The sequence below is a fragment of the Planomonospora sp. ID67723 genome (assembly GCF_015711605.1).
GTDB lineage: Bacteria > Actinomycetota > Actinomycetes > Streptosporangiales > Streptosporangiaceae > Planomonospora_A.
Window position 1 is genome coordinate 89,270 of sequence record NZ_JABTEZ010000008.1, and the last position, 24,895, is coordinate 114,164.

20 protein-coding genes are annotated in these 24,895 nt (G+C 72.9%); 12 read left to right on the top strand and 8 right to left on the bottom strand.

Features of this window, described 5'->3' with window-relative positions:
• Positions 1-5 precede the first annotated feature (5 nt).
• The 8 genes from HS041_RS37815 to HS041_RS37850 all read left to right on the top strand — a co-directional run bounded on the left by HS041_RS37815 (position 6) and on the right by HS041_RS37850 (position 11,541).
• Positions 6-1,124 (top strand): ABC transporter substrate-binding protein, encoded by a 1,119-nt coding sequence (locus HS041_RS37815; RefSeq protein ID WP_196445730.1) that lies wholly within the window; start codon positions 6-8, stop codon positions 1,122-1,124.
• Between the two features lie 132 nt (positions 1,125-1,256).
• Positions 1,257-2,009 carry a class I SAM-dependent methyltransferase gene (locus HS041_RS37820; protein WP_196445731.1) on the top strand — a complete coding sequence of 251 codons (753 nt, stop codon included), beginning with the start codon at positions 1,257-1,259 and terminating at the stop codon, positions 2,007-2,009.
• Positions 2,010-2,118: 109 nt separating this feature from the next.
• Positions 2,119-4,185, top strand: coding sequence for a hypothetical protein (locus tag HS041_RS37825; RefSeq protein ID WP_196445732.1), 2,067 nt, complete (start codon positions 2,119-2,121; stop codon positions 4,183-4,185).
• A 3-nt stretch (positions 4,186-4,188) separates the two neighbouring features.
• Positions 4,189-6,252, top strand: a complete 2,064-nt coding sequence (locus HS041_RS37830; protein WP_196445733.1) for a UvrD-helicase domain-containing protein — start codon at positions 4,189-4,191, stop codon at positions 6,250-6,252.
• Between the two features lie 49 nt (positions 6,253-6,301).
• Positions 6,302-8,149 (top strand): sigma factor-like helix-turn-helix DNA-binding protein, encoded by a 1,848-nt coding sequence (locus tag HS041_RS37835; protein ID WP_196445734.1) that lies wholly within the window; start codon positions 6,302-6,304, stop codon positions 8,147-8,149.
• A gap of 135 nt (positions 8,150-8,284) precedes the next feature.
• Positions 8,285-9,157 carry a cysteine--tRNA ligase gene (locus HS041_RS37840; protein ID WP_196445735.1) on the top strand — a complete coding sequence of 291 codons (873 nt, stop codon included), beginning with the start codon at positions 8,285-8,287 and terminating at the stop codon, positions 9,155-9,157.
• Positions 9,158-9,224: 67 nt separating this feature from the next.
• Positions 9,225-9,701: a GNAT family N-acetyltransferase gene (locus tag HS041_RS37845; protein ID WP_230880409.1), complete on the top strand. Its 477-nt coding sequence runs from the start codon at positions 9,225-9,227 to the stop codon at positions 9,699-9,701.
• 154 nt (positions 9,702-9,855) lie between these two features.
• On the top strand, positions 9,856-11,541 hold the full coding sequence (locus HS041_RS37850; protein WP_196445736.1) for a methyl-accepting chemotaxis protein: 1,686 nt from the start codon (positions 9,856-9,858) through the stop codon (positions 11,539-11,541).
• Positions 11,542-11,868: 327 nt separating this feature from the next.
• On the opposite strand, the gene rraA is transcribed toward HS041_RS37850, so the two are convergent.
• Positions 11,869-12,345 (bottom strand): ribonuclease E activity regulator RraA, encoded by a 477-nt coding sequence (rraA, locus tag HS041_RS37855; protein WP_196445737.1) that lies wholly within the window; start codon positions 12,343-12,345, stop codon positions 11,869-11,871.
• A 110-nt stretch (positions 12,346-12,455) separates the two neighbouring features.
• Here rraA and HS041_RS37860 point away from each other — a divergent pair, with 110 nt between their 5' ends.
• A complete protein-coding gene (locus tag HS041_RS37860) occupies positions 12,456-15,065 on the top strand; it encodes a penicillin acylase family protein (protein WP_196445764.1) in 2,610 nt (869 codons plus the stop codon).
• 7 nt (positions 15,066-15,072) lie between these two features.
• On the opposite strand, the gene HS041_RS37865 is transcribed toward HS041_RS37860, so the two are convergent.
• From HS041_RS37865 to mshB, 4 genes are read right to left on the bottom strand one after another with little or no spacing between them, the layout of a single operon-like run.
• Positions 15,073-15,522 carry a hypothetical protein gene (locus HS041_RS37865; protein ID WP_196445738.1) on the bottom strand — a complete coding sequence of 150 codons (450 nt, stop codon included), beginning with the start codon at positions 15,520-15,522 and terminating at the stop codon, positions 15,073-15,075.
• Positions 15,523-15,537: 15 nt separating this feature from the next.
• A complete protein-coding gene (locus tag HS041_RS37870) occupies positions 15,538-16,035 on the bottom strand; it encodes a flavin reductase family protein (RefSeq protein ID WP_307845648.1) in 498 nt (165 codons plus the stop codon).
• An 18-nt stretch (positions 16,036-16,053) separates the two neighbouring features.
• Positions 16,054-16,497, bottom strand: a complete 444-nt coding sequence (locus HS041_RS37875) for a DUF6113 family protein (protein WP_196445740.1) — start codon at positions 16,495-16,497, stop codon at positions 16,054-16,056.
• An 11-nt stretch (positions 16,498-16,508) separates the two neighbouring features.
• Positions 16,509-17,414, bottom strand: a complete 906-nt coding sequence (mshB, locus tag HS041_RS37880) for an N-acetyl-1-D-myo-inositol-2-amino-2-deoxy-alpha-D-glucopyranoside deacetylase (protein WP_196445741.1) — start codon at positions 17,412-17,414, stop codon at positions 16,509-16,511.
• Between the two features lie 173 nt (positions 17,415-17,587).
• On the opposite strand from mshB, the gene HS041_RS37885 reads away from it, so the two are divergent.
• A complete protein-coding gene (locus HS041_RS37885) occupies positions 17,588-19,654 on the top strand; it encodes a S9 family peptidase (protein ID WP_196445742.1) in 2,067 nt (688 codons plus the stop codon).
• 181 nt (positions 19,655-19,835) lie between these two features.
• Here the strand turns inward: HS041_RS37885 and HS041_RS37890 are convergent, their stop codons facing one another.
• Together HS041_RS37890 and HS041_RS37895 are read right to left on the bottom strand one after the other, a co-directional pair.
• Positions 19,836-21,599 (bottom strand): ABC transporter ATP-binding protein, encoded by a 1,764-nt coding sequence (locus tag HS041_RS37890; protein ID WP_196445743.1) that lies wholly within the window; start codon positions 21,597-21,599, stop codon positions 19,836-19,838.
• Positions 21,600-21,604: 5 nt separating this feature from the next.
• The gene (locus HS041_RS37895; RefSeq protein WP_196445744.1) at positions 21,605-23,305 is read right to left on the bottom strand and encodes an ABC transporter transmembrane domain-containing protein; all 1,701 of its coding nucleotides are present in this window, start codon (positions 23,303-23,305) and stop codon (positions 21,605-21,607) included.
• Between the two features lie 156 nt (positions 23,306-23,461).
• Here HS041_RS37895 and HS041_RS37900 point away from each other — a divergent pair, with 156 nt between their 5' ends.
• Together HS041_RS37900 and HS041_RS37905 are read left to right on the top strand one after the other, a co-directional pair.
• Entirely contained in the window at positions 23,462-23,695 is a 234-nt protein-coding gene (locus HS041_RS37900; RefSeq protein ID WP_196445745.1) for an RNA polymerase subunit sigma-70, read from the top strand.
• 2 nt (positions 23,696-23,697) lie between these two features.
• Positions 23,698-24,258, top strand: coding sequence for a Clp protease N-terminal domain-containing protein (locus HS041_RS37905; RefSeq protein WP_196445746.1), 561 nt, complete (start codon positions 23,698-23,700; stop codon positions 24,256-24,258).
• 159 nt (positions 24,259-24,417) lie between these two features.
• On the opposite strand, the gene HS041_RS37910 is transcribed toward HS041_RS37905, so the two are convergent.
• The gene (locus HS041_RS37910; RefSeq protein ID WP_196445747.1) at positions 24,418-24,807 is read right to left on the bottom strand and encodes a hypothetical protein; all 390 of its coding nucleotides are present in this window, start codon (positions 24,805-24,807) and stop codon (positions 24,418-24,420) included.
• Positions 24,808-24,895: the final 88 nt, after the last annotated feature.

The following is a 24,895-nucleotide window of genomic DNA, read 5'->3' on the forward strand; positions in this document are numbered from 1 at the left end:
GGGACGTGACTGTACGCAGCATCGCCGCCGCCGCGTTCCTTCTCGCCACGATCGCCGGATGCAGCGCTCCGGCCGTTCCCCGTGGCGAGACGCTTCCGCCGGTGAAGCTCCAGGCCGCCTCCCTCGCGGAGGGTTTCACGAGCATGGAGCGTCTCGTCGAGGCGGCCCGGAAGGAGGGCTCGCTCACCGTGATCGCGCTGGCGCGCGACTGGGTGAACTACGGCGAGATCATCGACGCCTTCTCCGAGGAGTACGGGATCAAGGTCACCGAGCTCGAGCCCGGGGCCAGCAGCCAGCGGCAGATCGAGGCCGCCTCCACGCTCCGGCCGGACGTGTTCGACCTGAGCCTGGAAGTGGCGGTGGCCAACACCGACTCCTTCGCGCCCTACAAGGTGCGGGGCTGGCAGGACATCCCGGACGACCTCAAGGACCCCGAGGGGACCTGGTACGCCGCCTACGGCGGTTACATGTCCATCGGCTACGACTCCCGCAGGGTCGCGGCCCCGGCCTCCTACGCCGACCTGCTCGAGCCCGGCCACAGCGTCTGGCTGCCCGGCGACCCCCGGCGGAGCGCGGCGGCCTTCGGCGCCGTGATGGGGGCCTCGCTCGACGAGAGCGTCGGGGAGGACGGGGAAGACGAGAGCCGGGACGCAGACGGGCCCGACGCGGAGCGGGGCGTGGAGTTCTTCGCCCGGCTGAAGGAGGCCGGAAACCTCGCCGAAGCCGGGCAGCAGCCCTCGGTCGTGCTCGACTGGGACTTCCTCAACGCCGCGCGCGCCGCCCGGGGAACGGACAGCGGGCCGGGCTGGAAGGTCGCGATCCCGGGTGAGAGCGTGCTCGCCTCCTACTACGTCCAGGCCGTCAGCAAGGACGCCCCGCACCCGGCCGCGGCACGGCTCTGGCAGGAGTTCCTGCTCTCCGACCGGGGCCAGAACCTGTTCCTGAAGGGCTATGCCCGGCCCGTGCGCACGGAGGCCATGCGGATGCGCGGCACGCTGGACCCCGAGCTCGCCCGGAGGCTCCCGGCGACCACCGCCGAGCCGGTGATCCTGACCGTTCCGAAGACGGATGCCGCCAAGGCCTACCTCCAGCGTGAGTGGGCGGGGGCCGTTGAGGAGTCGTGAGGTTGGCGGGACTCTCGTGACTGATATGTCGGGACATGCCAGAGGCTTTAAAGTGTCTGGTGAGTACCGGCACGAGGCCGCGTCGTATCAGAATGTGAGCTGATCGTCTTGCGATACGATACACCGAGCTTGATGAGGTGGAACGCTCGCACCTATGACAGCAGCTTCGGGTACGTCTCCGCGCACGGCGCGCCTCTGCTCGACCTCCTCGATCCGCAGCCCGGCGAGCGCATCGTGGACCTCGGCTGCGGCACCGGCGTGCTGACCGCCGAGATCGCCTCCCGGGGCGCCCACGTCCTGGGGATCGACGGCTCCCAGGCGATGATCGAGAAGGCTCTGGCCCAGTACCCCGGGGTGGACTTCATCGTCGGCGACGGGCACGACTTCGTACTCGCCCAGCCGTACGACGCGGTCTTCTCCAACGCGGCCCTGCACTGGATGGGACGGCAGCCGGACGCGGTGATCGCCAGCGTCCGCGAGGCGCTGGCCCCGGGCGGCCGGTTCGTGGCCGAGATGGGCGGCGCGGGCAACTGCGCCGCGCTGATCGCGGCGGTCTCCACCGCGTGGCGGGAGCACGGGCTGCGCGAGCCCGACCTGCCGTGGTACTTCCCCACCCCGGCCGAGTACGCCACCCGGCTGGAGAAGGGCGGGTTCACCGTCCGCATTCTGGAGTACTTCGACCGGCCGACTCCACTTGACGAGTGCCCCAACGGAGCGGCGGACTGGGTACGGATGTTCGCCGGTTCACTGCTCCGGGGAGTCTCCCCGGAGCTGGCCGAATCACTGCTCCGGCGGGTGAATGAGCTGGCAGCACCCGCCCTGCGGCGGGAGACCGGCTGGATGGCCGACTATGTCCGGCTGAGGTTCGCCGCCGTCCGCCGCTGACCTGACCCGTGCGCTGGGGTGATTTGCCAGACTATGGTCTGTTCCATAAGTCTCGTTATCCAGCGGCGAGGAGTGGATGGGCGGCTTGAGGGGCTGGTGAAGGGAACGGATGAACTTCTGTCTGAGTGACCTCGTGCCGCCGCTGCGCTGGAGCGACGCGGCCGAGATCCCACTGCTGCGCGAGCAGCCCGGACTGCCGGATGCCTGGTGGCGGAGCCTGCCGCTCTCCCGGGTGCTCGCCGTGCTGCCACCGGCGGCGCTCGCCGAGATGCTCGCGGAGATCGCCCTGGCGCACTGGCCCGCGGCGGCGGTGGGCGACGTCCTGCCCGCCCTGTACGTCCTGGACCCGGACGAGGCCGACGAGCCCTGCACGGCCATCGCGCTCGACCGCGCCGGCTCGTGGCCCGGGATGCTCTCCCTCACCGGCCACGACCTCCGGGACCAGCCCTTCCTCCAGGCGCGCCCGCTCCTGCACGCCCTCTTCTCCGCGGTCTTCGCCCACCTCGCCCCGGACCCCGCCTCCGCCGCCCCCGCCTTCGGGCTCGGCGCCCCCGCGCTCGCCGAGGCCCGCGGCGAGGTCACGCCGGCCATCACACCGGTCGCCGCGGCGGCCGGGAAGGCGGACGGTACGGCCGAGCCGGAGACGCCGCAAGCACGACTGCCCGAGACGGACCGGGAGGCCGAAGCGCCGCGGGAACCCGGGACGGTACAGGAACCCGCGACGGCGGGACGACTGCCCGGGACGGAGCGGGAGGCCGAAGCGGCCCGGGAACCCGAAGCACCTCAGGAACCCGAAGCAGCCCAGGAACCGGAGACGACCCCGGAGCCCGAGACGGCTCAGGAACCGGAGACGACCTCGGAGCCCGAGACGGCTCAGGAGCCCGAGACGACCCGAGGGGACGAGCCGGTCCGGGACTCCGAGGATCTGCACGCGCTGCTCGACGGGGTGTTCGCCGGGCTGGAGGACACGAGCTGGGCCGTCGCGCAGAACCGGGTGTTCAGCGACGAACCGGCGACCGTGGACGCGCTGGCCAAGCTCTTCGCGGTCCAGCCCGAGGCCATCCGCGACATCGAGGCCGAGCTGCGCCGGCGGCTGAGGGAGTGGCTCGCCTCCGACGAGGCGGCGCCGTACCGGGAGCACCTCGCCGGGCTGCGGGCGGTCCTCGGCAAGGCGGCCCCCAGGAACCGGCTGATCGGCGCAGCCGACTGGCACGCGTTCGAACTCCGCTCCCTCGACGTGCCCGCCTGGCAGTTCGTGCTCGCGACCCTGTCCGACTACTACCTGGTCGACGGCTGGCTGGTCGACGGCGACATCGCCGACCTCCAGCACCGCACGCGCGACCTCATCAGCGGCGCCGAGCGCCCGACCGTCGGCCGGGCCCTGGAGCTGATCTCCTCCCTCGGCATCCACCCCGAGGTCGCCAAGGAGTGGCTGGAGAACGTCCCGCAGCTCCGCATCCTCGGTGCGAACGACCCCGCGCCCCCGCACCGGGGCAACGGCACGACCGCCGCGCAGACGACGGCCCTGGCCGGGCGACCGGTCCAGGAACCCGCCCCGGAGCCGATCCGGAAATCGATCTGGGAGCCGGCCGGGCAGCCGGTCCGGGAACCCGCGGAGCGCGGGGCGGACGGGGAGCCGGAGCCGGCCAGGTCCCCGTTCCGGCCGCTCAAGGACGTGGCGCTCACCCGGCGCTGCTTCCGGCAGCCGGACGGCCGCTGGTGGCTGCGGATCGACGTCACCGCCGAGCACATCGAGGGCGCCGAGTGCCCGCTGCCCACGGGGTTCGCCTCCTACCTGGGCATGTCCCCGGGCAGCAGCCGCACGGTCAGCAGCGCGGTGGGCGAGCTGATGCTGAGCTGGCAGGACCGGCCGGTCCTCGACTCGCTCGGCCCGCTGCTGCGGGACGCGGGCGCCAAGGAGGGAAGCCACCTGTTCCTGACGCTGTCCGACGAAGGGGTCCTGCGCGCCAGACACCTGCCCGCCGCGGGATCCGGAGTGGAACCGGCCGTGCGGGCGCTGCGCCTGGTGGGCTACACCGCGCCGTGCGAGACCCCCGAGCACGCCGCGCGGGTCATCGCCACCCGGGTCGGGATGAGCGGACCGGTGATCCTGCCCGACCTCCTCACCCGCCTGCGCGAGCGCGGGGACCGCGACCTGCAGTCCCTCCTGGCGTAGCCGATGCCCCGACTCGCCCTCTCCCCCGAGTTCCCCGCCGAGCTCGACGCCCTGGCCCAGCCGGTGCGCCGGGACACGGTGGTCGCGGTGCGCCGCTTCCTGCAGAACACCTCGGGGGCGCCGCATCCCGAACGGGTCAGGGGGGCCAGGGACGACCGGGTGGCGACGCTCCGGCTCGCCGACCGGCATCGCGGCGTCGTGATCAGGCAGCGGGACGTCTACTGGCTGCTGACCGTCCTGCCGGACGCCGACGCCTGGGCCTACGCCCAGCGCCTCCGCTTCGGGATCAACCCCGCGCTCGGCGTGGCCGAGCTGTGGGACGCCGCGGCGCTGGAGCGGGTGGAGCCGGCGATCCGCAGGTCGGCCAGGTCGTCCCGGGCCCGGCTGTTCGCCCAGATCTGCGACACCGACCTGGGCGAGCTGGGGATCGACCACCGGTTCCTCCCCCTGCTCCGGCAGATCACCGATGAGCTGACCCTCGAGGCGCTGGAGCCGCTGCTGCCCCCCACCCAGTACGCGCCCCTGGCCGCGCTGGCCCGGGGCGAGTCGGTGGCCGGGGCCTGGCGGGAGCTGGAGACCCACCGGGCGGTCGCCGGCGTCGGCCCGATCGACCCCGCGGAGCTCGACGACCTGGCCTCCGCACTCCTGCGCAGCCCGGACCGCGCCGTCTTCGTCGACGACCCGCGCCAGCTGAACCACGTGCTGGACGCCCCCGACTGGTGCGTGTTCCTGCACCCGCCGCAGCACCGGCTGGCCTACTGGGACTCCTACGACCGGCCGCTCCTGGTCACCGGCGGAGCGGGCACCGGCAAGACCCTCGTCGCCCTGCACCGCGCCGCCCACCTGGCCAGGACCGGCTCCGGGCCTGTCCTGCTGGTGACGTTCTCCCAAGGGCTGAGCGCCGACCTGTCGGCCAGGCTCGACCTGCTGATCGAGAGCGAGGCGGTACGCAAGCGGGTCGAGGTCGGGAACGTGGACCGGCTGGCCCATCGCATCGTCTCCGAGGCCGAGGGGCGCCCGCCCTCGCTGGTGGGCGCGGGTGAACTGACCGCGCTCTGGCGGGAGGCGGACAGCGAGCACGGCCCGGCGTTCCTGCTGCGCGAGTGGGAGCAGGTGATCCTGGCGCAGAACCTCCGCACCCTCGACGAGTATCTGGTGGCGCCGCGCCCGGGCCGCGCCGTCGAGCTCTCCGCCGAGCAGCGCACCGCCGTCTGGCGGGCGATCGGGCACGTCACGGGGCGGCTGGCCGAGCGCGGCAAGCGCACCCTGCTCCAGCTCGCCGCCGAGGCGGCGACCCTGCTCGGCCAGACCACGGGAGACCTGCTGGAGGAGGCGGAGCCCCGGCGGGAGCCGTACCGGCACATCGTGGTGGACGAGGCCCAGGACCTGCACCCCACGCAGTGGCGGCTGCTGCGCGCGGCGGTGCCGTACGCGCCGGACGATCTGTTCATCGTGGGCGATCCGCACCAGCGCGTCTTCGACACCAGGGTGGCGCTGGGCGCGGTGGGGATCGACGCGAGCCACCGGTTGCTCCAGGTGTCGTACCGGCTTCCCCAGGAGATCCTCTCCTGGGGAGTACGGCTGCGCGGAGGCGGACCGGCGGACGGGCTGGTGGCGGGGGTCCAGGAGTTGTACGGTTTCCGCGCCACGCGGCACGGCCCACGCCCGACGGTCCGTGCCTACGACTCACCGGAGGACGAGCTGAGCGGTCTGGTCGCGCACGTCTCACAGTGGCTGGAGGACGGTGTCCCGCCGGGTGAGATCGGCGTCGCCGCGAGGACCGCCGGGCTCGTCCGGGACGCCAGAACCGTTCTGCGCGAGTCGGGGGTGCGGGTGACCACGCTGCACGGCATGAAGGGCCTGGAGTTCCAGCGGGTCGCCGTGATCGGTGTCGCCGACGGGATCGTGCCCGCCCCGGAGTCGCTCACCCCGGCCGAGGAGGACCCCGCGGCCAGGGCGCACGACCTCCAGCGTGAGCGCGGTCTGCTCTATGTGGCCTGCACTCGGGCCAGGGAGGTGCTCTATGTGTCCTATTCCGGACGGGCCAGCCCCTTCCTGCCTACCTGACCACATACTCTGAACTGCGGATACATTCCCCTTTGCCGGTTGGACCCCAATGAACCTCAGCCTGAGCGACATCGCGCCACCCCTGCGCTGGACCTCTCCCGGCCAGGTAGCGCCGATCGCAACCGACACCCGTCTTCCCGAGGCGTGGTGGCAGGCAATTCCGCTGGAGCGGGCCTGCTCCACCATCGGGACCTCCGAGGTCGCCGGGCGGCTCGCCGACCTGGCCCTGGCGTGCTGGGGACATCTGGTGCTCGGCGACGTCCTGCCCCTGCTCAGGTTCGCCGATCCGGCCGCGAGCGCGCAGACCCCCGAGGCGCTCGGCCGCGAGGCGGTGCACAAGCTCTTCACCGGGGTCCTGGAACGGCTGCTCGAACCCGTCAGCGAGGACAGCGTCGCCCCGGCCCGCTCCTCCCGGCCCGACCGGCCGTTGCCCGAGCTGATCGACGAGGTCTTCTCCTCCCTGGACGACCGCCAGCGGGCGATCGCCAGGGACCGGCTCTACGCCTCGCAGCGGGTGACCCTGGACGAGCTGGCCCAGCGGTTCTCGGTGACGCGGGAACGCATCCGGCAGATCGAACGCGACCTGCGCGACCACGTCGAGGCCTGGCTGGCGAGCCCGGAGGCGGCTCCGCTGGCGGCCCACGTGTCGTGGCTGCGCGGCCGGCTCGGCTCCGCCGTACCGGCCGACGACCTGGCCGCCGCGGTGCCGTGGCACCGTACCGACCTGGCCACGCTGTCCATCCCGGCCTGGCGGTTCGTGCGGACCCTGCTGACCGGCTACGACCAGGTGGACGGGTGGCTGGTCGCGGGCGGGGCCGACGAGCTGCGGGAGAAGACCCGGCAGCTTTTCACCGACGGGCCGCGCCCCCTGGCGGAGGCCGTCACGCTGGTCAGCCAGCTCGGCATCCGCGAGGACGTGGCCGAGCGCTGGCTGGTCTCGGTGCCCCAGCTGCGGGTGCTGGAGGACCACGTGGTGCCCTGGCCCCGCAGTGTCAACGACAAGGCCGAGGCCGTGCTCGCGGTGGCCGGGAACGCGCTGACGCCCGAGGAGATCCAGGAGCGCATCGGAGAGGACTACAGCCTGGTCGGCATCCGCAACCAGCTCACCGCCGACGACCGGTTCCTGCGCCTGGACCGCAACAAGTACGGTCTGACCCGCTGGGGCGGGGAGCAGTACCTGGGCATCCGCGAGATGATCGTCCGGGAGATCGAGCGGGCCGGGGGCGAGGCCTCGGTCAACACGATCGTCGCCAACCTGACCGGCCGCTACGACGTGAGCGAGAGCTCGGTGCGCGCCTACGCGGGCGGGCCCGGCTTCGAGCGCACCCAGCGCGGGTGGATCCGGGTGGCCGGGACCGAGCAGGCCGACTACCAGCCGCGCCGGGACGTCTCGGCGACCCGGCGCTGCTTTCGCAGCCGGGACGGCCGCTGGTGGCATCGGGTGGACGTCAACGCCGAGCACCTGCGCGGCTCCGGCTCCCCGCTGCCCACCGGTTTCGCCGCGCACCTCGGCATGGCCCCGGGAGGCCAGCTCACCGCCTCGACCCCCTCGGGCGACGTGGTGATCAGCTGGCACAACCAGCCGACCATGGGCTCCATCCGCCCGGTCCTGGTCGCCTCCAACGCCTCCGAGGGCGACCACGTCTTCCTGACGGTCTCCGACGGCGGTGAGCTGCTCACCCGCTACCTTCCCGCGGCGATGCCCGGCATCCCCGCGCTGAACCGGGCTCTGCACCTGATCGGCTACACCGCCCCGGTGGCCTCGGAGGCGGAGGGCCTGCGCCTGATCGGAGCCCGCATCGGCCTGCCCGACGGCGCCACCCGGGAGGAGGTCCTGGCCCGCCTGCGCGAGCGCGGCGACCGCGACATCCTCACCTTCCTGGAGGGCGTCGCCTGACCCGGACCCCGTGCCCGTCCCGCCCCGTGTCCCGCCCTGCATCCCGCCCTGCGTCCACCGCGTGACGGGCACGGGGCGGGACGCGAGCGCGGGCGAATCAGGCCACGGGACGGGTCGCCGGGCTAGTCTCGATCCATGCTCCGGCTCCATGACACGCACAGCCGCCAGGCCGAGCCGATCGTGCCCGAGGGCGCGCGTTCCCTGCGGTTGTACGCCTTCGGCCCGCCCGTCCATCGCCCGGCCCACCTGGGAGACCTCCGCTCCTGGCTGCTGGCCGACCTGATCCGGCGGACCGCCGAGCGGTACCGGTTGCGGGTCCTGGCCTGCCGCGTGGCCGTCGCCGGCCCGCCGCCGGCCGTCGGGGACGCGCCCGGCCCGTCCCACGAGGAGGCCTTCCTGTCCGACTCCGTGGCGCTGAACGTCCGGCCGACGGACTACCCGCTCGGCGCGGACCAGGCGGCGGACGTGGTGGCCGGCCTCGCCGCCACGGACGGGAACGGCCGGGACCACCTGACCCCCACCGACGCGATCGCCCTCGAAGCGGGTGCGCGGGACGGCACGGTCCGATGGGTCCGCGGCGGGCGCCTGCTCTTCGAGGGCCGGGAACTCCCCGCGGGGCGGGACGAGCCCGGAGACGCCGTACGGCTCGGGGAGGTGGCGGCGGCCGGTCTCGATCCGCTGGCCGTACGGCTGGCGCTGCTGGGGCACCACTACCGCCGGGAGGCGGACCTCACCTGGGACGCCCTGCGCTCCGCCGACGGGACCCTGCGGTTCTGGCGTTCCCGGGTCGCGACGTGGTCGGAGGCGCCGAGCGCCCCGATGCCCGCCGACCGGGTCGCCCGGATCGAGGACGCCCTCACCGACGACCTCGGCACCCCGCAGGCCCTTCGCCTCATGGACGAGCTGGAGAGGGACGAGACGATCGCCCCCGGCTCCCGCTTCGAGGCCTTCCTCCACCTCGACCAGATCCTCGCCCTGGACCTGCCCGCGGAGATCGGCAGAGGCTGAGCCCCCGCCGCTCCGCGCGACGCCCGGTCCGCCCGGAATGTCGGTGCCGCCGGATAGCGTCGCGATCATGACTGAGATCGGTGTCGCGGTACGGCTCGCGGAGACGCGGGATCTTGACGGTGTGGTGGCCTGCAGTTCGGCGCTGTTCGCCGAGGACGCGGGGACCCGCGACCCGGCGCTGAACGTGAACTGGCCGAAGGAGTACGGCGCGGCCACGTTCGCCGGCGCGATGGAGGACCCCGACCGCCTGGTGCTGGTCGCCGACGACGGCGGCCGGATCGTCGGCCATCTGACCGGCTCGCTGTCCGGCCCCACCCCGATGCGCCCGGTCATGGTGGCCACGCTCGGCAGCATGTACGTCCAGCCGCACTACCGCGGCCGGAAGATCGGCGCCCGCCTGGTGGAGGAGTTCAGGGCCTGGGCCCGCGGCCACGGCGCGCAGTACGCCGGGGTGACCGCCTATGCGGGCAACGAGGGGGCGGGCCGCTTCTTCGAGCGCAACGGCTTCGCCCCGCACTCGGTGGTCCGGGAGACGATGCTTTGACGCGCTCCCCGGTCCGAAGGCCGGGGATTCAGCCCGTGCCGCGGGTGCGGCACCTCTGAGGCTTCCTGCGGGGATGCAGGTTCAGCTCACATCCGACGGATCGTTGTCGATGAGCTCCATGCACCCACCGTTTTAGAAGTCTAAGGAGGCTCTCATGGGTGATAGGCGTTCGCGCAAGCTGAAACTGACAGCGGTGATGACGGCGGCGGCAGTGTGTTTCGCGGTGCTGTCGGCACTGCTGGGATGGGCCGCCGTCAGCGGCAAGTCCACCATCGAAAGCGAGCAGCAGGCGCGGGATCGGCAGATCGAGCTGCGGGAACTGGCGATGCGGCTGGGCAACGCCTCGGACTTGCTGACCAACGAGGCCCGCATGTATGCCGTCACCGGTGACAACCGTCACCTGGAGGCCTATTGGGACGAGATCGACCAGACTCGTACCCGCGACAAGGTGATCACCAGGCTGCAGCAGCTGGGCATCCCCGCACAGCTGTTCGACCTGCTGGCCACCGCCAAGAAGAACTCCGACGCGCTGGTGGGCACCGAGACCCGCTCGATGCGGCTGGTGCTGGAGGCCACCGACGTCCCGCAGGCCCAGATGCCCGGCCCGGTGGCCGACTACCAGCTGGATGCCGCCGATGCGGCGCTGGACGCACGCGCCAAGATGACCAAGGCCGCCGAGATCATGTTCGACGACCAGTACGCCCGCGACAAGGCTCTGATCATGGATCCGGTCGCGCAGTTCCAGCAGGAGCTGACCGATGGCGCGGCCGGTCAGGTGAGCGACGCGCGTGCCTCCACCCAGCGCTCCATCAACTTCATGCTGGTGCTGGCGGTGTGCATCCCGGTGGCCATGGCACTGGTGCTGCTGGTACTGCACCGTACGGTCACCCGTACCATCGGCAACTACGTGGCCGCGCTGCGTGCACGCCACTCGCACGATCTGGACTTCGCCCTGCAGCCGGACGGCATCGCGGAGCTGCGCGAGCTGGCCGAAGGGTTCAACACGCAGTTCGGGCAGGTCCGGGATCTGGTCACCGCGGTGCGCGCCAACGCCGATCAGATGAACTCCTCAGCCGACCAGCTCGCCGTGCTCAGCGCCCAGCTGGTCGACTCCAGTGGCCAGACCTCCACGCACACCTCTTCGGTGTCGCAGGTGGCCGCCGGGGTGTCCGAAAGCGTCGGATCGGTCTCGGCCGGTGTGCAGCAGATGACCGCCTCGATCGAGGAGATCTCCCGCGGCGCCACCGGCGCGGTCGAGGTGGCCAACTCCGCCGTCACGATGGCCGAGACCACCCGCGCCACCGTCGCCCGGCTGGAAGACAGCTCCGCCGCGATCGGCAGCGTGGTCAAACTGATCACCACGATCGCCGAGCAGACCAACCTGCTGGCGCTCAACGCCACCATCGAGGCCGCCCGCGCCGGCGACGCCGGCAAGGGCTTCGCCGTCGTCGCCTCCGAGGTCAAGGACCTGGCCCAGGAGACCGCCAAGGCCACCGGCGACATCAGCGCCCGCATGGACGCCATCCAGGCCGACACCGCCGCCGTCATCGAGTCCATCGGTGAGATCAGCGCGATCATCGGGCGCATCAACGAGTCGCAGACGACCATCGCCGCCGCGGTGGAGGAGCAGACCGCCACCACCGGCGAGATCGGCCGCAGCCTTTCCCAGGCCGCCAGCGGCTCCCAGCAGATCGCCACCGCCACCGTCAACGCGCAGTACACCGCCGATCAGGCCCGTAATGCCGCTGCGACCACCCAGCAGGCTTGCACCGACATGGCCTCCCTGGCCACCCGCCTGCACGACCTGGTGCGCGACTACCGCACCTCCGGCACCGCCTGAGTGCCCCTTCCCGCAGGCCTCCTGCGGGAAGGAGCAGGGCAGTGCAGGGCAAGGGACCTGACCGGACCTCGCCCTGATCGAGGCAACGGTTTCCGGCCCCGCCTGGGCGACCCCGGCGGGGCCGGAAACGTGTCCGGAACCTGTCCGGGGCTCTCGCGGAGGCGTTCGGCCCGTCCACCGCCTTCGCCGTGGCGGGCGGGTTCGCGTTCGCCGCCGCCGGGCTGGCCCTCTCTCCCTTCCTCCGCTCTTCCGAGGGCCCTCCTTGATCGGGGAAGAGACGAGCCTCGCTGGGCGGGGCCGCACTCCCCGATCACGAGGCGGCGCGGCTCAGAGGGCGTGGGGGCTGGCGACGATGCCGTCCTCGTCGCTGTAGAGCCAGGCTCCCGGCGTGAAGACGACCTCGCCGAAGGTGACCGGGACGTCGGACTCGCCGGCGCCGTCCTTGGCGCTCTTGCGGGGGTTCGAGCCGAGGGCCTTGATGCCCAGGTCCAGCGTGGCGAAGGCGGCCGTGTCGCGGACGGCGCCGTTGATCACGACGCCGGACCAGCCGGCGGCGACGGCGGAGGCGGCGATCAGGTCGCCCATCAGCGCGGTGCGCAGTGAGCCTCCCCCGTCCACGACCAGGACCCGGCCCTCGCCGGGGGTGGCCAGGACCTGCTTGACCAGGGCGTTGTCCTCCAGGCAGCGGACGGTGGCGATGGCTCCCGAGAAGCGGGGACGCAGGCCGTACGAGCGGAACTGCGTCACGCAACTGGCCAGGATGTCACCGTGGGCGTCGATCAGATCGGCGGTCGTGAAGTCCATGCGCCGCATTCTGTCCGACGAGGAGAGGGTGCCCGCATGCCGGGGGGCTGCCAAACTTGCTGGGACATGTCATGGAGGAGGTCTTTGTGAGGTTCCGGCCGTATGCCTGGATGCCCCGGCCGCTGACCTGGCTCGCGCGGGTGCTCACCGTTCTCGTGGTGCTCGGGCTGGCCCTCGGCGGGGTGGTCGTGTGGAACGTGCGCGCGTCGTTCCCGCAGCTCGCGGGTGAGCTCAAGGTGGACGGCCTGGTCGGAAAAGTCACTGTGTATCGCGACAAAACAGGGATTCCTCATATCTATGCGGATTCTCCGGAGGACCTGTTCCTCGCCCAGGGATACGTGCACGCGCAGGACAGGTTCTTCGAGATGGACTTCCGCCGGCATGTGACCGCCGGGCGGCTCTCCGAGATGTTCGGCGCGGCGACGCTCACCGAGGACAAGGTCATCCGGACCATGGGCTGGCGGAGGGTGGCCGAGGAAGAACTGCCGCTGCTGGCCGAGAAGACCCGGCACTACCTCGACGCCTACGCCAAGGGCGTGAACTCCTGGATGGACCGGAATCGGGGTGCCGCCGCCAGGAGCCTGGAGTACGCGGTCATGCAGCTCACCAACTCCGGCTACGAGCCCGAGCCCTGGACTCCGGTCGACTCCCTGGCCTGGCTCAAGGCGATGGCCTGGGACCTGCGCTCCAACATGAGCGACGAGATCGGCCGGGCGCTCGCGGCGACGCGGCTGCCGCGCGGGCGGGTCGAGCAGCTCTGGCCCGGCTACCCGTTCGCCGAGCACCAGCCGATCGTGACCCGGGGCTCGGTCGCCAGGGGGCGGTTCGACCAGGACGGGGAACCGAGGAGCAGCGTCACCCGGCAGCCGGACGCCCCGCCCGCCGCCGGGGCTCTGGCCCGGGCCGCGGCGGCCGTGCGGGCGGTGCCGAGCCTGATGGGCGACCCCGCGGGCGGCAGCGGCATCGGCTCCAACTCCTGGGTGGTGAGCGGCGAGCACACCGTCTCGGGCAAACCGCTGCTGGCCAACGATCCGCACCTGTCGGCCGCCCTGCCCTCGGTCTGGTACCAGGCCGGGCTGCACTGCCGCAAGAAGAGCGCCGCGTGCCCGTTCGACGTCACCGGGTTCACCTTCTCCGGCGTGCCCGGTGTGGTCATCGGGCGCAACGACAGGATCGCGTGGGGCTTCACCAATCTCGGTCCCGACGTCGCCGACCTGTACATGGAGAAGGTCAAGGACGACTCCTACCTGCTGATGGGCCAGTGGAAGCCGCTGGCCGTACGGACCGAGACGATCGAGGTGGCCGGAGGCGGGCCGGTCCGGCTGCGGGTCCGGGACACCATGCACGGGCCGATCATCTCCGACGTCATGGAGGGCGTGCGGAAGGCGCTGCCCGGCGCGATCGAGACCGCGGAAGACCTCTCGGGGGACGCCACCGGAAACATCCCGGAGGAGGCGGCCGACGCGGTCGCGCTCAAGTGGACCGCGCTGGAGCCGGGCCGGAGCGCCGACGCGATCTTCGCTCTCGACGCCGCGCAGAACTGGCAGGAGTTCCGCACGGCCGCCGCCAGCTTCGACGTGCCCTCGCAGAACCTGGTCTACGCCGACGTCGACGGCAACATCGGCTACCAGGCCCCCGGCAGGATCCCGGTCAGGGCCAAGGGCGACGGCACCTGGCCGGTCCCCGGCTGGAGCGGCGAGTACGCCTGGCAGGGCACGATCCCCTTCGACGAGCTGCCCAGCCTCTACAATCCGCCGGAGGGCTACATCGTGACCGCGAACAACGCGGTCGCCGATCCCGAGCGCTACCCGCACCTGCTCACCAGGGACTGGGCGTACGGCTACCGCTCCCAACGCATCCTGGACCTGCTGCGGGATGCGCTGAAGGACGGCGGAAAGGTCGACGTCGAGGCCATGAGCGGGCTGCAGCAGGACAGCCGCAACGGCTTCGCCGGGTTCCTGGTGCCCCGGCTGATGGAGCTCGACCTGGCCGGACCCGCGAAGGACGCCCGTGAGCTGCTGCGCGGCTGGGACGGCTCCCAGGGCCTGGAGTCGGCCCCGGCGATGTACTTCAACGCCGTCTGGCGGCACCTGTTGATCGAGACGTTCAACGACGACCTGCCCGAGGGCGCCCGGCCTGGCGGCGGCGACCGCTGGTTCGAGGTGGTCCGCGTCATGCTGGATCGGGAGGCCGACCCGTTCTGGGACGACGCCGGGACGGCCGGCCGCGCGGAGACCAGGGACGACATGCTGCGCCGGGCCCTGGCCCTGGCCTACGACGAGCTGAGCGCCCGCCTCGGACCGGACGTGGCGGCATGGCGCTGGGGCGACCTGCACTCCCTGACGCTGACCCACCAGTCACTGGGCACCTCGGGGATCGGCCCGGTCGAGTGGCTGTTCAACCGGGGCCCCTTCCCGGTGAGCGGCAACGACGACGCGGTCAACGCGGCCGGCTGGGACGTCCAGGAGGACTACGCGGTGGGCTGGCTGCCCTCCATGCGGATGGTCGTCGACCTGGCCGATCCCGACCGGTCCCGGTGGGTCAACCTGACCGGCGCCTCCGGCCACGCCTTCCACGACAACTACGCCGACCAGGCGCCGCTGTGGGCGAGCGGGCAGACCACGCCCATGCTCTCCCGCGAGGAGTCGGTCAGGAAGGCGGCGGCGAACACGCTCACGCTCCTGCCGGGCGCGGCCCCGGTCCAGGCTCCGGCCCCGTAGGCGGCCGTCACCCCGGCGGCGGGCCCGTCCGGCCGCCGGGTCCGGTCCGGGCCCACCAGGGCGGCGTGCGGAGGTAGTTGCCGTCCTCCAGGTCGGCCAGCCGCTCGAAGACGTTCCACGAGGCAGGGTTTCCGCAGACCAGCACCGAGACGACCACCGCGACGGCGTAGAGCGGGAGCATCGGCAGGCCGGCGCAGGCCGCGTACTGCGAGGCGTGCCGGTCCTCGTGGCGGAGCAGGCGGCCGGTGAGGAAGCCCTCCCCGTGCTTGGTGAGGACCACGTTGCCGATGGTGAAGGCCCCGGCGATCGGGAAGGGGAGGCGGTAGCCGTACCCCAGCACGAGGCCGTCGGGGCCGGGCGCCAGGCGCGCGCGGCCGAGGCGGGCCACCAGCAGGCCCAGCGGTGTGGAGAGGTTCGCGTAGTTGAGGACCCGCCGCATCCGATGCCACCGCCGCATACCGGTGATTGTGCGTTATCCGGGCAACCTGCGGTAGCGGCCCTCGTGGTAGAGCAGGGGTGAGCCGTCGGCCGGGGTCGCCACCGCGACCACCTCTCCGACCACGATGGAGTGATCGCCGCCGTCGTGGACCGCGGTGGTGCGGCACTCGACGGTGGCCAGGGCGTCGTCGAACAGCGCGACGCCCAGCTCGCCGTGGTGGTGCGGGTGACCGGCGAGCTGGCCCTCCAGCGGGCGGCCCCGGTGGGCGAAGAAGCGGGAGGCGTCCTCGGCGGTGTCGCGCAGGACCGACACGCCCCACACCCCCGCCTCGAGCACGGCGCCGTGGAAGCGGGCGACCTTCTCCACGCAGAACAGCGCGAGCAGCGGGTCGAGGGAGACCGAGGCGAAGGAGTTGACGGTCATCGCGTAGTCGGCGCCGTCGCGGCGGGTGGTGACGATGGCGATGCCGGTCGCGAAGCGCCCCACGGCCCTGCGGTAGGCGTCCCGGTCGGCTCGATGCTCTGTCTGCACGGAGACCACTTTAGGTAATCAGGACGGGTCCGGACGGACCGGGGCACGGCCGTACGAATGCTGGGCGAGCAGCCATGACCCGCCGCCCTTCGAGGGGGCGAGCAGGACTCCTGCCATGACGGCGAGCATGCCCCCGTAGAGGTAGACGTAGCCGGACAGGTCGTCGGCGACGATGAGGTCGCCCTCCGGGCGCTGGGAGAGCCAGAGCATCGTGACCAGGATCCAGCCGACCGCGGGCGCCAGGGCGGCCGGCTTGCCGCGCAGCATCCGACCCGCGCCGTAGCAGAGCCCGAAGAGCAGCGCGATCCACCCGATGGCCGAGACCGGGACGGGCCGGAGATACCACGAATGGTGGAAACCGCCCAGCACACCCGAGACGAGGCCGGGGACGGCGAGCACGGCGTACGTCACCGCGGTGAGCGCCGCCGAAGGCCGCTCCACTCCGGGGACCTGCTCCGTCATGACCACCGAGGCTATCCGATGCCCGCGAAGAGATCGTTCTCACGGTCGTACGGCTCGCCGATGCCGCCCGCGTCGACCGGCGCTCCCGGCCCCGCGGGACCGGGCACGCCGGCGCGCAGGATGAAGTGCTCGACCCCGGACGCCTCCTGGCCGATGTCGTTGGACAGGGCGAACCAGGGCGCGTCCACGCTGATCTGGGTGGCGTGCGCGCGCATCGCGTCGAGCTTGGCGCCGACGTACGCGCGGGCGTCCACCTCGGTGGTGACGTCGCGGTCCGCGCAGCCGTACGGCAGGTCGTCGACGTCCTCGACCAGGAACCCGGTACCCGCCTCGCGCATGGCCTCGGCCGCCCGGCGCATCGACGACCTGGTCGTCGCGGTGAGGTAGAACTTGGCGACCCGCCACGGCTCGCCCGTGCCGAAGGCGGGGTCGGCGGCCAGCTCGAGGGCCCGCCGGGAGACGCGGTGGGCCTGGATGTGGTCGGGGTGACCGTAGAAGCCGTTCTCGTCGTAGGTGACGAGGACCTGGGGGCGGACCTCGCGGATCACTGCGACCAGCTCCCCGGCCGCCTCGTCGAGGTCCGCCTGCCAGAAGGCGTCGGCCCGGTGGTTGGAGGCCGCGCCCATCATCCCGGAGTCGCGCCAGCGGCCGGGGCCGCCCAGGAAGCGGTGGTCGGTGACGCCGAGGGCCTTGCAGGCCGCGGCGAGCTCGCCGACGCGGTACTCGCCCAGGGAGTCGTCGCGGTCGGCGGCCAGGTGGGCGAGATCCGGCGGGATGACCTCCCCTTCCTCGCCCCGCGTGCAGGTGACGAGGGTGACGCGGGCGCCCTCGGCGGCGTACCTGGCCATGGTGGCCCCGGTTCCGATCGTCTCGTCGTCGGGATGGGCGTGCACGAGCAGCAGGCGCCGGTCATTCATGCATCCGAGGGTAGCCGGGCCCGGACACGACGGCCGTACCGGGAGGAGCGGGGAGGGGGCTGCGCGGCGGGCGCCGCCCACCCCGATCCCTCCCGTCCGGCCCCCTCCCGCGGGACCGTCCCGGTGCCCGAGGACCGCCTGGAATGCGCGCCGGAGCTGGCAGGATGGACCGCATGAGTGAGAGCTTCCCTCGTCTGCACGCCAGGACCCGCCGTTTCACCCTCGGAGTCCCGCGCGCCTTCGCGATCGCGCCCGACGGGTCCCGGGTCGTCTTCCTGCGGACGAAGGGCGGCTCCGACCCGATCACCTGCCTGTGGGAGTTCGACGTCGCGAGCGGCGAGGAGCGGCTGGTCGTCGACCCCCGCACGCTGGCCGTGGACGAGGACGACCTTCCGCCCGAGGAGCGCGCGCGCCGCGAGCGCAGCCGGGAGCAGGCCGGCGGCGTCGTCGCCTACAGCACCGACACCGCGGTGACCACGGCTGCGTTCACTCTGGCCGGCGGCCTCTACGTGGCGGAGCTGAGGACCGGCGGGGTGCGCCGCCTCGCCACGCCGGGCCCGGTGATCGACCCGCGTCTCTCTCCCGACGGCGCCCGCGTCGGTTACGTGACCGGCGGCGCGTTCCACGTCCAGGACCTCGACGACGGGGCGGACCGCGCGCTGGCCCGCCCGGAGGCGCCCGAGGTGACGTACGGCCTGGCGGAGTTCGTCGCGGCCGAGGAGATGGACCGCATGCGGGGCTACTGGTGGGCCCCCTCCGGCGACGCCGTGCTGGTCGAGCGGGCCGACGTCGCCCCGGTGTGCACGTGGTTCGTCGCCGACCCGGCCAACCCGGACCGGCCCGCCGTCGAGCAGCGCTACCCCGCCGCGGGCACGCCGAACGCCGCGGTCGAACTCTTCGTCCTCGGCCTGGACGGCTCACGCGTCCCCGTCCCCTTCACCGACGAATACCTCGTCAACGCCCACTGGGACGCCCACGGCCTGGCGATCGTCACCCTCTCGCGCGACCAGCGGTCGATGAGCCTGCTGAAGGTCGACCCCGCGACCGGGGCGACCACCCTCGTCCGCCGGGACACCGATCCCGCCTGGGTGGAGATCGTCACCGGCGTGCCCCGGCACCTGTCCGACGGCGCCCTCGTCTGGGTCGCCGACGCGGAGGGCGGCCGACGGCTGGTCATCGGCGACGCGCCGGCCACCCCGCCCACCCTCCAGGTCCGCGAGGTCCTCGACGTCGAGGGCGACACCGTGCTCTTCCGGGCCAGCGGCGGCGATCCCGCCGAGATCGCCCTGTGGGCCTACCGCGACGGTGGCATCACCCTGGTCAGCCCTTCCGAGAGCGGCGTCTACAGCGGCCGCACCGCGGGCGGCACCCTCGTCATCACCGGCCAGACGCTCGGCAGCGAGGGCCCGGTGACCCGCGTCCTCCACCACAACAAGGCGCGCGGCCACATCACCTCGCACGCCGAGCGCCCCGGCCTGGACCTGCGGGTCTCCCTGATCCGCGCGGGCGAGCGCGCCCTGTCCACCGCGGTGCTCCTGCCCTCCGGCCACGAGCCGGGCTCGGCGAAGCTGCCGGTCCTCATGGACCCGTACGGCGGGCCGCACGCCCAGCGCGTCCTGGCCGCCTCGAGAGCCTTCCTGACCAGCCAGTGGTTCGCCGACCAGGGCTTCGCCGTGGTCGTGGCCGACGGCCGGGGAACCCCGGGCCGCGGCCCCGCCTTCGAGCGGGCGATCCTGCACGACCTGGCCGGCCCGGTCCTCGACGACCAGGTCGACGCCCTGCACGGAGCCGCCGCCGAGCACCCCGACCTCGACCTGTCGCGGGTCGCGATCCGCGGCTGGTCCTTCGGCGGCTACCTGGCGGCCCTGGCCGTGATGCGCCGTCCCGACGTGTTCCACGCGGCCGTGGCCGGGGCCCCGGTGACCGACTGGCGCCTCTACGACACCTGCTACACCGAGCGCTACCTCGGCCACCCGGACGAGGGCCACTACGACGGCTCGTCGCTGTTCGCCGACGCCGAGAAGCTCGAGCGCCCGCTGCTGCTGGTCCACGGCATGGCCGACGACAACGTGGTCGCCGCGCACACGCTGCGGCTGTCGTCCGCGCTGCTGGCGGCCGGCCGCCCGCACAGCGTGCTCCCGCTGTCCGGCGTGACCCACATGACCCCGCAGGAGGTCGTGGCCGAGAACCTGCTCCTGCTCCAGGTCGACTTCCTCAAGAAGTCCCTCGGGATCGGCTGAAGACCGCCCGCCCGGCCGATCAGGCGGCATCCGCCGAGGAGCCGCCTGATCGGATGGACGTCCGAGGCCGATGGGCACGCCGGGGTCTTCAACGGCCGCGGCCGGGAAGACGGCAAAACCGAGGGCGCAGACGAAGTGGACCTCTGACGAGACTTCGATCCCAGCACACTCGCGCCGTGTCCTACCGGGTCGCTCCGTGCCCCACCGGAGTGCCGTGCCAGCTGCTCCACAGCGCGGCGTAGGAACCGCCGGCGGCGACGAGCTCGTCGTGGGAGCCGAGCTCGCTGATCCGGCCGTCCTCGACCACCGCGACCCGGTCGGCGTCGTGCGCCGTGTAGAGGCGGTGCGCGATGGCGATCACGGTCCGGCCGTCGAGGACCGCCGCCAGGGAGCGCTCCAGGTCGCGGGCTGCCCGGGGATCGATCAGCGAGGTCGCCTCGTCGAGGACCAGGGTGTGCGGGTCGGCCAGGACCAGGCGGGCGAGCGCGAGCTGCTGCGCCTGGGCCGGGGAGATCGTCTCGCCTCCCGACCCGACGGCGGTGTCCAGGCCGTCGGGCAGCGCCTCGACCCACTCCCAGGCGTCCACCGCCTCCAGGCACTCCCTGACCCGGGCGTCATCGGCGTCCGGGCGGGCGATCAGCACGTTGTCGCGGAGCGTGCCCCGGAACACATGGTGCTCCTGGGTCACCAGGGCGACGTGGCCGCGCAGGTCGTCCAGGGGAAGCTCGACCAGCGGGGTGCCGCCGACCGTGACGGAGCCCTCGCGGGGACCGTGGACGCCGGCCAGCAGACGGCCCAGCGTGGACTTGCCCGCGCCGGACGGGCCGACCATCGCCAGCCGCTCCCCCGGCCGGACCGTCAGGTCGATGCCGTGCAGCACGTCGTGGCCCTCGCGGTAGGCGTAACGCACGCCGCCGGCCCGGAGCTCCTCCCCGTCCGGGACGCCCGAGCCCGGCTCGCGGTCGTCGGGCACCTCGGCGACGCCCAGCAACCGGGCCATCGAGGCCCCGCCGACCTGGAGCTCGTCGATCCACATGAGCAGCCGGTCGACCGGGTCGGCGAGCTGCTGCACGTAGAGCGTGGCCATCACGACCTGGTTCAGCGAGACCCGGCCCTCGATGTAGAACAGACCGCCGACCACCAGCGCCACGGCGACGGGGAGGACGAAGCTGAAGTCCACCGCCGGGAACCAGACCGTGCGCAGGCCGAGGGTGTAGCGCTCGGCCGCCCAGGAGCGGGCGATGTCGTCGTCGGTGCGCCGGTGGCGGCGCTCCTGCAGGCCCAGCGCCTCGACCGCGCGGGCGCCGTTGACCGTCTCGGCCAGCCCGTCGGTCATGTCGGCGTAGGCGGCGCTCTCGCGGAGGTAGCCGTCCCTGGCCCGCTTGAGGTACCACCTGGTGGTGATCCACAGCAGCGGGACGGAGGAGAGCGCGGGCAGCATCAGCAGCGGCCCGGCCAGCAGCAGCGCGCCGACGCTGATCGCGATGGTGACCACCGCGATCAGCGTCTCGGGGACGGCGTGCCGCACGGTGCGCGAGAGCGAGTCCACGTCCCGCGAGGTCCGGCTGATCAGGTCGCCCGACCCGGCGCGCTCGACCGTGGAGAGCGGCAGGCCGAGCACCCGGCCGACGAAGTCCTCACGCAGCTCGGCGAGAACCTTCTCGCCGAGCCTGGAGGAGGTCAGGACCGCGTATCTCACCAGCACGGCCTGGACGGCCAGGAAGCCCGCGACGGCCAGGGCGACGGCGGTGGGGTCGACCCCGGCGCCGGCCTCGATGTCCTCGACGAGCCCGCCCAGCAGCCACGGCACCGCCAGACCGGCGACGGCGGCCAGCCCGTGCAGGGCCAGCGCCGCCGTCAGCTCCCGCGGGTACTTCAGCGTGAGCCGCCGGGCGTAGGCCCGGACCTGTGCCTGGTCGGCGACCGGCAGGATCTCCCTGCTCATCCGGCTCAGTCCTCCCCTCGGGTGACGGCGGCGGTGTAGGCGGGCGCGGTGGCCAGCAGCTCCCGGTGGGTGCCCTGGGCCCGCACGACGCCTTCCTCGATGTAGATCACGTGGTCGGCGCGGTCGAGCACCAGCGGGCTGGTCGTGCAGATCAGAGTGGCCCTGCCCGCCCGGGCCTCGGCCAGCCGGTCGGCGATGCGGGCCTCGCTGTGCGCGTCGACGGCGCTGGTGGGCTCGACCAGGATGAGCACCTCCGGGTCGGCCGTCAGGGCGCGGGCGAGCCGGAGCCGCTGCTGCTGGCCGCCGGAGAACTCCCGGCCCGCCTCGGCGACCCGGCCGTCCAGGCCGTCCGGCAGCGCCTCGACGATGTCCTCGGCGCACGCGGCGTGCAGCGCGGCGGCGAGGTCGTCGTCCGAGGCCTGCCCGGTGACGTCCAGCTCGTCCCTGAGCCGCCCGGCGAACAGCGCGGCGCCGTTGTCCGCCACCAGGATCCGGCGGCGGACCTCGGCCAGCGGCAGCGTGTCCAGCGGCACGTCGCCGAAGTCCACGTCGCCGTCGGCGTAGCGGCCGAGCCGGTCGGCGACGGCGATGGCCTCCTCGGGGGTGGCCGCCGCCAGGGCGGTGAAGACACCGGGGCGGACCGCGACTCCGGAGGCCACGTCGCGCAGCAGGCCCCCGGGGTGAGTGGCGCCGGAGCGGTCGGAGCCGCCGGTCACCTCGGGTTCCAGGCTCAGGATCCGGACCACCCGGCCGGCGGCGACGTGGCCCTTGGCCAGCTTGTCGGCCGCCTCGGTGAGGGTCCGCATCGGGGCGATCAGGAAGACGGCGGAGCCGTAGAAGGCGACGAGCTCGCCGGGGGAGATCCGCTCCTGGAGCGCGAAGGTCGCGCCCAGCCAGGTCACCCCGGCGATCAGCACGCCGGGGAGCAGGATCTGCGCGCCCTCCAGCACCGACTCGGTCGCGGCCACGCGCACCCCCGCGTGCCGCACCTTCTGCGACTCGGCGGCGTAGCGGCCGGCGAAGACCTGCTCGCCGCCGACGCCGCGCAGCACGCGCAGACCGGCGACGATGTCGGCGGCCCGGGTGGACAGCTCGCCCTGCAGCTCGCGGTGGGCACGCTGGCGCCGGTGGAGCGGGCGCAGCAGCGGAGCGACGGCGACCGTCATGACCGGCACGCCGACCAGCACCATCAGGCCCAGCGGCGGGGAGGTCCTGATCAGGATGACGGTCACCGTGACGACGGCGAACAGCGAGCCGACGGCGCGGAGCAGGATGTCCAGCGCGTTGCCGATGTGGGCGATGTCGGAGTTGCCGACGCTGACCACCTCGCCGGTGGACACGCGTTTGGGCAGCGTCGCCCCCAGCCGGGTCGCCTGCCTGGCGGTGACCTGGACGGTCCGGTAGGCGGCGCTCAGCCAGTTGAAGACAGCCATCCGGTGCCGCAGGGTGCCCGTGACCGCCTGCACGGCGCCCAGGGCCAGCACCACCGCACCGCAGGTCAGCAGTGCCGGGGCGTCCTTTGTCCTGACGGCGTCGATGCCCGCGCCCACTGCGATGGGCACCAGCGCCATCGCGATCCACCACACGATGGCGTAGCCGATGCCGACGGCCAGGGAGCCCGCCTGGCAGCGGGCGACCCAGAGCAGGTAGCGCAGCGGCGAGCGGGCGTCGGGGATGCCGGGATCGGCGGCAGGTAAGGAGCGCATAGCCGTTCCAGGCTGGCAAAAGTACGGGCTGGTCAGCAAACCATTTTCCGGCGGGATGTCAATGAGAGTTGATACCAGATGTCATCGGCGGTGCTCGGCGCCCAGCCTCGTCAACGAGGGTTGACACCAAGGGGATGTCAACCTAAATTGACATCTATGAGTGACACGGCACAACTGGCCTCCGACGCCGGCAGCCGCGACCCCGCCGTCGGCCTGCGGGCCGTACGGGCTCTGCGGCTCCTGGTGGACCGGCTGGAGGCGCTGCAGGTGGAGAACGCGCGGGAGCAGGGCTGGTCCTGGCAGGAGATCGCCGTCTTCCTGGAGGTCAGCCGCCAGGCGGTGCACAAGAAGTACGCCGGGGGCCGGGGGCTCCTGAGGAGGGAGAAGTAACCATGTTCGAACGGTTCCATCAAGACGCCCGGCAGGCCGTCGTCCTCGCCCAGGAGAACGCCCGCAGGCTGCACCACGACCACGTCGGCACCGAGCACATCCTGCTCGGCCTGCTCGACCAGCCGCAGACCGTCTCGGCCCGGGTGCTGGGCAGACACGGCGTCGACCATCTGCGGGCCTATCAGGCGGTCGTCGACGCGCTCCCGCCCAGGCCGGGCGAGACCCTCGACGCCGACGCCCTGGAGGCGATCGGCATCGACCTGGCCGCGATCAGGGAGAAGGTCGAGGCGGCCTTCGGCCCCGGCGCCCTGGACCGCCCGGCACACCGGAACCGCCGGGGCCGCGTGTTCGGCGGCCGTCACGTCCGCTTCACCCCCCGGGCGAAGAAGACCCTGGAGCTCTCGCTGCGCGAGGCCATCCACCTCAAGCACCGCTGCATCGCCGACGGCCACGTCCTGCTCGGCGTCCTGCGCGAAGGCGAGGGCCTCGGCGCCCGCGTCCTCGCCGACGCGGGCATCGACTTCACCGCCCTCCGCCAGGAGATCGTCGCCGAGCTCTCCTGACCCGGCGGGGCGAAAAACGGTTCGGCCCTCCATCGACTGGAGGGTCGAGGATCGTCTCGTGGCCGACCGCACCGGACCGTTCACCATCGGGCGGCTCTCCCACCGCATCGCCTGCCCGACTCCAGCCCGCCGGACACAACCTCCCGCCCGGCGTCGCGGTCATCCGGCGCCGGTGTGCCCGTGCTCGCGTTCCAGTGCTCTCAGCAACATGGTGATCATGCGGGTGACCGCGTCCCACCGCTCGGCGGTCAGCTCGGGGAACTCCCGCGCCAGGGCGGACGGCAGGGGAAGATCCTCGATCGCGTGGGCCACCTCGGAGACGAGCAGGTCGGTGCCCTTGACCTTCAGGCCCGACACGGCAGGCCGGTGGGAGGCGGCCGGCACCGGGCCGTAGTCCAGGTTCTCCGCGCAGTTGAGGTTGCACGGAGTCTCGGAACCGACGTACAGCAGCACGCGCATGACCTCGCGGGCGAGCTCGGCGGGGTCCGTCGCGGCGTCGGCGTCCAGCAGCATCTGGACCATGCTCCGGCGGACTGCGGGGTCGATCACGGACAGGATCGTATCCGGCGGGGCGCCGCGGCCCCGGCCCGCCGCCCGGCGGTCGTGCGCACCGGCGGGGTCTCCCCCACCCCGCCGC